An 8,452-nucleotide genomic window follows, 5' to 3' on the forward strand; every position below is an offset into this window, starting at 1 on the left:
AAGGCGCGGCGGTCGATATCCTTTCCGCGAATCCGCTTGGCGGCATGTGCGCGCGTGTGTGTCCAACAGAAATCCTCTGTGAAGGTGCGTGCGTCCGAAATCATAAGGATGACAAACCAGTTGCTATCGGCGCGTTGCAGCGCCATGCAACTGATTGGGCGATGAGCCGGGGCGAGCCCTTGTTCAAGCGCGAAGCCGATACCGGACGTCATATCGCCGTAGTGGGTGCGGGGCCGGCCGGATTGGCATGTGCGCACAAGCTTGCGCTCGCGGGGCATCGCGTGACGATTTTCGATGCGTTGGCGAAACCCGGCGGTCTGAACGAATATGGGATCGCTGCATACAAGGTGGTGGAGGACTTCGCGCAACGCGAAGTGGAATGGCTTTATTCGGTTGGCGGCATTGAAGTGAAGAACGATGTCATGCTCGGACGCGATATCACGCTCGACGCATTGCGCAAACAGCACGATGCCGTGTTCCTGGCAATCGGCCTCGCGGGCGTGCGATCGCTCGAACTCGAAGGCGAGACATTGCACGGCGCGTACAACGCGGTGGATTTCATCGAACAGGTGCGTCAGGCCGAGGACCTCGCAAGCGTGCCGGTCGGACGTCGCGTGGTGGTGATCGGCGGCGGCAACACGGCTATCGACGCCGCCGTACAGAGCCGCAAGCTCGGCGCACAAGCTGTGACGATGGCATACCGGCGCGGCGTGGAAACCATGGGCGCGACGTGGGCGGAGCGCGAGTTCGCGCAGCACAACGGCGTGTCGATCATCACGCACGCCAGGCCCGTGCGGTTGCTGAATGCAGGCGATCAGGTGACAGGTGTCGAGTTCGAGAACCCGCAAGGCGAACGCTTCGTGATCGAAGCCGACATGGTGCTGAAAGCCATCGGGCAAACCCTCCTTTCCGACGCTATCGACGCCGATCTGCTCACGCTCGACGGCAACCGCATTGCCGTGGACTCGGGCGGCCGGACATCGCTGCCCAACGTGTGGGCCGGCGGTGATTGTGCGGCGCATGGCGGTATCGATTTGACGGTGCAGGCCGTGCAGGACGGCAAGCTCGCGGCAGAGGCCATCAGTGCGTCGTTCGCGGCCACGGCCATCAAGGCAGCCTGAGGCTGATAAACACCCCACGATAATGGAGCCAGCTCATGGCCGATCTTCGCAACAATTTTGTTGGTATCACTTCGCCCAATCCTTTCTGGCTCGCATCCGCACCGCCCACCGATAAAGCCTACAACGTCAACCGCGCGTTCGAAGCGGGCTGGGGCGGTGTAGTCTGGAAAACACTGGGGCTCGATCCGCATGTGGTGAACGTGAGTTCGCGTTACGGTGCCGTGCAATGGAACGGCCAGCGGATTGCGGGGCTGAACAACATCGAGTTGATCACGGACCGTCCGCTTGATATCAATCTGAAAGAAATCAGGGAGGTCAAACGCGACTGGCCGGAGCGCGCGTTGATCGTTTCACTGATGGTGCCATGCAACGAGCGCGACTGGAAGTGGATCTTGCCGCTGGTCGAAGACACCGGCGCCGATGGCGTCGAGTTGAATTTCGGCTGCCCGCATGGCATGAGCGAGCGCGGCATGGGCGCCGCGGTCGGGCAAGTGCCCGAGTACGTGGAGATGGTCACGCGCTGGGTGAAGGAAGGCACGCGGATGCCGTGCATCGTGAAACTAACGCCGAATATCAGCGATATCCGCACGAGCGCAAGGGCGGCGTACAAGGGCGGTGCGGATGCCGTGTCGCTGATCAACACGATCAATTCGATTGTCGCGGTCGACCTCGACGTCATGGCGCCCATGCCGACTGTCGACGGCAAGGGCACACATGGTGGATACTGCGGCCCGGCTGTCAAACCGATCGCGCTGAACATGGTCGCGGAGATTGCGCGCGATCCTGAAACGCCGGGTTTGCCCATCTCCGGGATCGGCGGTATTTCGACGTGGCGTGACGCCGCCGAATTCATGGTCCTGGGCGCGGGCAATGTCCAGGTCTGCACGGCCGCAATGCACTATGGGTTCAGGATCGTGTCCGATCTCGCCGACGGCCTGTCCAACTGGATGGACGAAAAAGGCTACGCCACGCTCGACGATATTCGTGGCCGCGCCGTCCAGAATGTCACGGACTGGAAGTACCTGAACCTGAAGTACGACATCAAGGCGCGCATCGACCAGGACAAGTGCATTCAGTGCGGACTGTGTCACATTGCTTGCGAAGACACCGCGCATCAGGCGATCATGCGCGAGAAAGACGGCAAGCGCCATTTCGAGGTGATGGATTCCGAATGCGTCGGGTGTAATTTATGCATGCACGTGTGTCCGGTCGAGCAATGCATCACCATGGAACGCGTGGACGCCGGCGAGTACGCGAACTGGACGACGCATCCGAACAACCCGGCTCGTGTGGTCGCCGACGTTGAAGAAAGCGTCAAGGCCGCATAGAGTTCAGATGCTTTACGAAACACCAGCGCTTGTCACCAGACGTCCCCAGACGGCCGACGCCCGAACTGTTTTATAAGCCGATCCCGGGCGCGGACCGCAACGATCTTGAGGAGATCAACTCGATGAAGCAGACAGCGCATTCCGTCGACCCGCAGTTCGCGGCCGGCGCCAGCAGCAGTTTATATAACGACGACCTGGCGCCGACCACCCCTGCGCAGCGCACCTGGAAGTGGTATCACTTCGCGGCGCTCTGGGTGGGCATGGTCATGAACATCGCGTCGTACATGCTTGCCGCCGGCCTGACCGAGGAGGGCATGTCGCCGTGGCAGGCCGTGATAACCGTGTTGCTCGGCAACATGATCGTGCTCGTACCCATGCTGCTCGTCGGTCACGCGGGCGCAAAACATGGCATCCCGTATGCGGTGCTCGTGCGTTCATCGTTTGGAACGAAGGGCGCGAAACTTCCGGCGTTGCTGCGGGCAATCGTGGCTTGCGGCTGGTACGGCATCCAGACGTGGCTGGGCGGCAGCGCGATCTACACGTTGCTCAACATCCTGGCCGGCAATACGACGCATGGCGCGCCGATTCCCTTCCTGGACATTTCGCTCGGCCAGCTCGCATGTTTTCTGTTTTTCTGGCTGATCCAGTTGTACTTCATCTTGCGCGGCACGGATTCCATCCGCTTTCTTGAAAGCTGGTCCGCACCGATCAAGATCGTCATGTGCCTCGCGCTCGTGTGGTGGGCGACATCGAAGGCGGGCGGTGTCGGTGCAATGCTCGCACAGCCGTCGCAATTCGTGGCAGGCGGCAAGAAGGAAGGTTTGTTCTGGGCGACGTTCTGGCCAGGGCTTACCGCCATGGTCGGCTTCTGGGCCACGCTTGCGCTGAACATTCCCGACTTCACACGATTCGCTCGCTCGCAGAAGGACCAGATCATCGGGCAATCGATTGGTTTGCCTGCACCCATGGCGCTGCTTTCGGTGATCTCGGTGGTGGTGACGTCGGCGACGGTGGTGATCTACGGCAAGGCGATCTGGGACCCGATCGATCTCACCAGCCGCATGACCGGCATTGGTGTAGGTGTGGCGCTGATCATCCTCACGCTCGATACCATGAGCTGCAATCTCGCGGCCAATCTCGTGGGCCCTGCGTACGATTTTTCGAGCTTGTGGCCGAAGCGTATTTCGTATCGCGTGGGTGGGATGATCACGGCGTTGATCGCGATCGTGATGATGCCGTGGAAGATTCTCGCGACCACGCAGGGCTATATTTTTACTTGGCTCGTCGGGTACTCCGCGTTGCTCGGACCCGTGGCCGGCATTTTGATGGTCGACTACTTTTTGATTCGCGGCACGCGGCTCGATACGCGTGAACTCTTCAACGAGAACGGCGAGTACAGTTATACCGGTGGCTGGAACATGGCAGCGGTGGTGGCATTGCTCGTGGGCGTGTTGCCGAACTTGCCGGGTTTCCTGCACACGGCGTTTCCCGCTTCGTTCCCTAACGTTCCCGCATTTTTCAACACGCTCTACACGTACGCATGGTTCGTGGGCCTCGCGCTTGCGTCGATCGTATATGGCGCGTGGATGAAAATGGGCAAGAGCCCGACGGCGCGCGTCGTTCGCGCCTGAATTTCGCAGGTCTTCACAGGACTTACAGGAGATACGCAACATGACGATCCTGATTCGCGGCGGCACGATCATCGATGCAGAGCGCACGTATCGTGCAGATGTGCTGTGCGCAGACCCGAAGGAAGGCGGCACGATCCTGCAGATCGGCCTCGACCTCGATGTGCCGGCGGGTACCGAAACCATCGATGCATCCGGGCAATATGTGATGCCGGGCGGTATCGATCCGCATACGCACATGGAGCTGCCGTTCATGGGAACGACAGCGAGCGACGACTTTTATACCGGCACGGCAGCGGGGTTGGCCGGCGGTACGACGAGCATTATCGATTTTGTTATTCCAAGTCCGAAGCAACCGTTGATGGAAGCCTTCAACGAATGGCGCGGCTGGGCGGAAAAGGCGTCGGCGGATTATGGTTTTCACGTGGCCGTGACGTGGTGGGACGAGTCGGTGTACAGGGACATGGGAACGCTCGTGCGTGAACACGGCGTGTCCAGTTTCAAGCACTTCATGGCTTACAAGAACGCCATCATGGCCGACGACGAAGTGCTCGTGAACAGCTTCGCGCGATCACTGGAGCTAGGTGCGTTACCGACGGTTCATGCGGAGAACGGTGAACTCGTCTTTCAACTGCAGAAGCAGTTGCTCGCGAAAGGCTTTACCGGGCCGGAAGCGCATCCGTTGTCACGGCCGCCCGAAGTCGAAGGCGAGGCGGCCAATCGTGCAATACGCATTGCGCAAGTACTGGGCGTGCCGATCTACATCGTGCATGTTTCATCGAAAGATGCCGTCGACGTCATCACGCGTGCGCGCAGCGAAGGCCAGCGGGTGTTCGCGGAAGTGCTGCCGGGGCATCTTGTTATCGATGAATCGGTGTATAGCGATCCCGACTGGAACCGTGCCGCAGCGCACGTGATGAGCCCGCCGTTTCGCACGAGTGAACATCGCGAGGCACTATGGCGCGGTTTGCAATCAGGGCAACTTCACACCACGGCGACAGACCATTGTGTTTTTTGCGCGTCGCAGAAAGCGATGGGACGCGAGGATTTCACGCGCATCCCTAACGGTTGCGGCGGCGTGGAAGACCGCATGGCGATCCTCTGGCATTACGGCGTGAACCAGGGACGTCTCACGCCCAATGAGTTTGTGCGCGTGACGTCTACCAATGCGGCGCACATTTTCAACCTGTTCCCGCGCAAGGGTGCCGTGCAGGTGGGTGCGGATGCCGATCTGGTCGTGTGGGACCCGGCTGCGAGCAAGACGATCTCGGTGAAGACGCATCATCAGAAGGTGGACTTCAACGTGTTCGAAGGCTTGACCGTGCAGGGTCAGGCGACGCATACGCTCACGCGCGGCGCGCATGCATGGGCGGATGGCGACTTGCGCGCCGTCAAGGGTGCGGGGCAATATCTGAAGCGTCCGCCGAATGGTGCGTACTTCGACGCAACCCGCATCGCCAATCACCTGAAGGAGCCGCATCCGATTCATCGTGTGGGTGACAAGGTTGTGAAAGCGGCGTAAATATCCAACCACAAGCGCCGATCTACTTTTTTGTCGGCGCCTCTGATGCGTTTCAATATTTGTTCTTATTGGTAGCTCATCGTAAAGATCGCCGCCGCGTTCACAGGTCCGGGACTGACCGATGTCGACAGGCGGTAATATTGCGCAAAAAACGGGAAAGTCACGTTCCCTGTTGTTACGGCAATCAATGGAAGTACTTGACCAAGCACAATGGGCGTTGCCGTTGCGTCGAGCAATTGCACGCCTACACCTGTTGCTGCGCCTGTAGAGGCGAGGACTGAAGGTACTCCCGAATCTCCTGTAGCGCTTTCAAATTTAACGCTTACTGCAATCCCGGGATTGCAGGTCATACTTATCTGGAACGGTGTTCGTTGAGACGTTTGCCCGGTCGATGCCAAAGATCGAACGCTCGCCGAGGACATAAACACTGTCTGGTTTGCGGTGCCCGCTTTAACCGAGCATGTCACTTCGCGAATGACGACCGAAGAGCTGACTGTGATTTTGTTGTTACCGTTGTTCAACGTTACTCCGGTGTTCAGAACGCCGGTCAAGTACATTACGGAAGGCGCGGGACCCGTGGATACGGGTCCAGTCTTGATTAACTGGAAAGTCGCGGGTAGATCGAATTTGCCTGTACTGTCGGTTTTGCCTAACGAAGAACTGGGGGAACATGTGTCCGTGCCAACGAGAGCCTTCCCGTTTTGGTCCAGCATTTGCATGCCAATACCTGCACGGCCAGTATTGTAGACACCCGTCATTCCTGCCACTGCTGTCGCGCTGCCAGTAGGGCATGCAACTACATCTTTGTTGTAGGTAGTCGCTGCGGAACAGGAACCAGTGATACGAAAGCTGCGTTCCGAGCCTGGTATGACGGCTCCCACTGGCAGGGCGTTTGATATGCCGAGCGTCCCATAATCGATAGTTTGTGGAAGTCCTGATGTAGTAGGACAATCCGCCAAAGCCATACGAGATGACATCACGGTCATCGCAATGAAGAACACTCGCAAGGCGCGTGACCAGAACCGATATGTTGGATTCATTGCACCTCCGTTAGACCGGCTACCGAGTCGTCAGAGTCTATTCGCATAAGCTTTGTCTGCACAACGGGCAAGTGGGAATCATGAGTGGTGGTTTTGCAGGCAAGAACGATCTGTTGATTTGTTCTCCATCCTATGTCTGATCCGAGACAAGATCCGTATGTGGGCCCTGCCGAGGCAGAACGTCACTTCCCGACGAAGCACTGCCGTTGCTAAACTCGCAAACCGCGATCTAAAGATTGCATGGATGTTGCCGGTCACGACGACTACTAAGCGCAACGCTTAGTGCAACGCCCGCCCGCATAAAGCCAGATGGCGCACCAATGGCAAACAATACCTTGACTACGGCGTCCGGCGCGCCGGTCGGCGACAATCAGAATTCGCAGACCGTGGGTCCCCGCGGTCCCATCGCGTTGCAGGACTTTTGGCTCATCGAAAAGCTGGCGCACTTCGACCGCGAAGTGATTCCTTAGCGCCGCGTGCATGCGAAGGGATCAGGCGCATTCGGCACGCTGAGAATTGCGCATGACATCGAGAAGTACAGCAAGGCGAAAGTCTTCGATACCATCGGCAAAGAGACCAAGGCGTTCCTGCGTTTTTCCACGGTTGTCGGTGAGCGCGGCGCGGCCGATGCCGAGCGCGACGTGCGCGGCTTCTCTCTCAGGTTCTATACCGAAGAAGGGAACTGGGATATCGTCGGCAACAATACGCCGGTGTTTTTCATTCGCGATCCGCTGAAGTTCCCTGACGTCATCCATACACAAAAACGCGATCCGCGCACCAACATGCGTAGCGCCGCGAACATCTGGGACTTCTGGTCACAGACGCCCGAGTCGCTGCATCAGGTCACCATCCTCATGAGTGATCGCGGCATTCCGAAGAATTACCGGCAGATGCATGGTTTCGGTTCGCACACGTTCTCGTTCATCAACGCACAGAATCAGCGTCACTACGTGAAGTTCCATTTCAAGTCGATGCAAGGCATAGAGAACATCACGAATGCTGAGGCGAAGAAAATCATCGGTGAAGACCGCTAGAGCGCGTAGCGCGATCTCTACGATCAAATCGAAAACGGCAACTTCCCGAAGTGGCGTTTCTGCATTCAGGTCATGACGGAAGACCAGGCGCGCAATCACCACGAGAATCCCTTCGACATCACAAAAACGTGGTCACAAAAGAAGTTTCCGCTGATCGATGTGGGTATGCTCGAATTGAACAAGAATCAGGAGAATTATTTCGCCGATGTGGAGCAGGCGTGCATTCACGCCGGCGAATGTGGTGCCGGGTATCGGCTACTCGCCGGACCGCTTGTTGCAGGGCCGCTTGTTTTCTTATGGCGATACGCATCGCTACCGGCTTGGCATCAATCAGCATCAGATTCCGGTGAACGCGCCGGTCAATCCGAAACACGTGCCCTATCATCGTGATGGCGCAACGCGTACCGACGGCAACCTTGGCGGCACGGCAACTTTGAGCCGAACCGCTTTGGCGTGTTCCCGCAAGATTCGTCGGTGAACGAGCCGCCACTCGCTGTGGAAGGTGATGTCGAGCGCTACGACCATCGTGAATACGATGATTACTACAGCCATGCACGCGCGTTGTTCAACCTGTTCGATGAAGAAGAAAAGCAGCGCTTGTTCAACAACATCGGCGAGGCGATTGCTGGTGTTCCGGACCAGACCGTCGAGCGTCAGTTGGCCTTGTTCGACAAGGTCGATCCCGCTTACGGATCAGGCGTTCGCAATGCGCTTGGCAAGCCGGCGCCGGTTTCGGAAACCGCGTTGCCCTGAGGACGGTCTCACGCTGTAAGCCACTG

General features: G+C 58.3%; 5 protein-coding genes and 1 pseudogene. 5 read left to right on the forward strand and 1 reads right to left on the reverse strand.

The features are described 5' to 3' along the window. From ACFFAR_RS17125 to hydA, 4 genes are all read left to right on the forward strand, one after another. A partial coding sequence (locus ACFFAR_RS17125; protein ID WP_174365298.1) for an FAD-dependent oxidoreductase occupies positions 1 to 1,121 on the forward strand: 1,121 nt, incomplete at its 5' end. Between the two features lie 35 nt (positions 1,122 to 1,156). Then, a complete protein-coding gene (gene preA, locus ACFFAR_RS17130) occupies positions 1,157 to 2,449 on the forward strand; it encodes an NAD-dependent dihydropyrimidine dehydrogenase subunit PreA (protein ID WP_174365299.1) in 1,293 nt (430 codons plus the stop codon). Positions 2,450 to 2,571: 122 nt separating this feature from the next. Beyond that, positions 2,572 to 4,080 (forward strand): NCS1 family nucleobase:cation symporter-1, encoded by a 1,509-nt coding sequence (locus ACFFAR_RS17135; protein WP_062003644.1) that lies wholly within the window; start codon positions 2,572 to 2,574, stop codon positions 4,078 to 4,080. A 40-nt stretch (positions 4,081 to 4,120) separates the two neighbouring features. Then, positions 4,121 to 5,599, forward strand: a complete 1,479-nt coding sequence (hydA, locus tag ACFFAR_RS17140) for a dihydropyrimidinase (protein ID WP_174364840.1) — start codon at positions 4,121 to 4,123, stop codon at positions 5,597 to 5,599. 65 nt (positions 5,600 to 5,664) lie between these two features. Here the strand turns inward: hydA and ACFFAR_RS17145 are convergent, their stop codons facing one another. Further along, positions 5,665 to 6,639, reverse strand: a complete 975-nt coding sequence (locus tag ACFFAR_RS17145; protein WP_174364841.1) for a fimbrial protein — start codon at positions 6,637 to 6,639, stop codon at positions 5,665 to 5,667. Positions 6,640 to 6,959: 320 nt separating this feature from the next. Here ACFFAR_RS17145 and ACFFAR_RS17150 point away from each other — a divergent pair. Next, positions 6,960 to 8,426: pseudogene (locus ACFFAR_RS17150) on the forward strand (catalase). The last annotated feature ends 26 nt before the right edge of the window (positions 8,427 to 8,452 follow it).

It is taken from the genome of uncultured Caballeronia sp. (assembly GCF_964243625.1).
In the GTDB taxonomy this organism is placed as follows: domain Bacteria; phylum Pseudomonadota; class Gammaproteobacteria; order Burkholderiales; family Burkholderiaceae; genus Caballeronia.

Excerpts from the sequence above, each read along its gene's own strand:
- ACFFAR_RS17135 (WP_062003644.1), top strand. The coding sequence starts at position 2,572 with ATGAAGCAGACAGCGCATTCCGTCGACCCGCAGTTCGCGGCCGGCGCC.
- preA (WP_174365299.1), top strand. The coding sequence starts at position 1,157 with ATGGCCGATCTTCGCAACAATTTTGTTGGTATCACTTCGCCCAATCCT.
- hydA (WP_174364840.1), top strand. The coding sequence starts at position 4,121 with ATGACGATCCTGATTCGCGGCGGCACGATCATCGATGCAGAGCGCACG.
- ACFFAR_RS17145 (WP_174364841.1), bottom strand. The coding sequence starts at position 6,639 with ATGAATCCAACATATCGGTTCTGGTCACGCGCCTTGCGAGTGTTCTTC.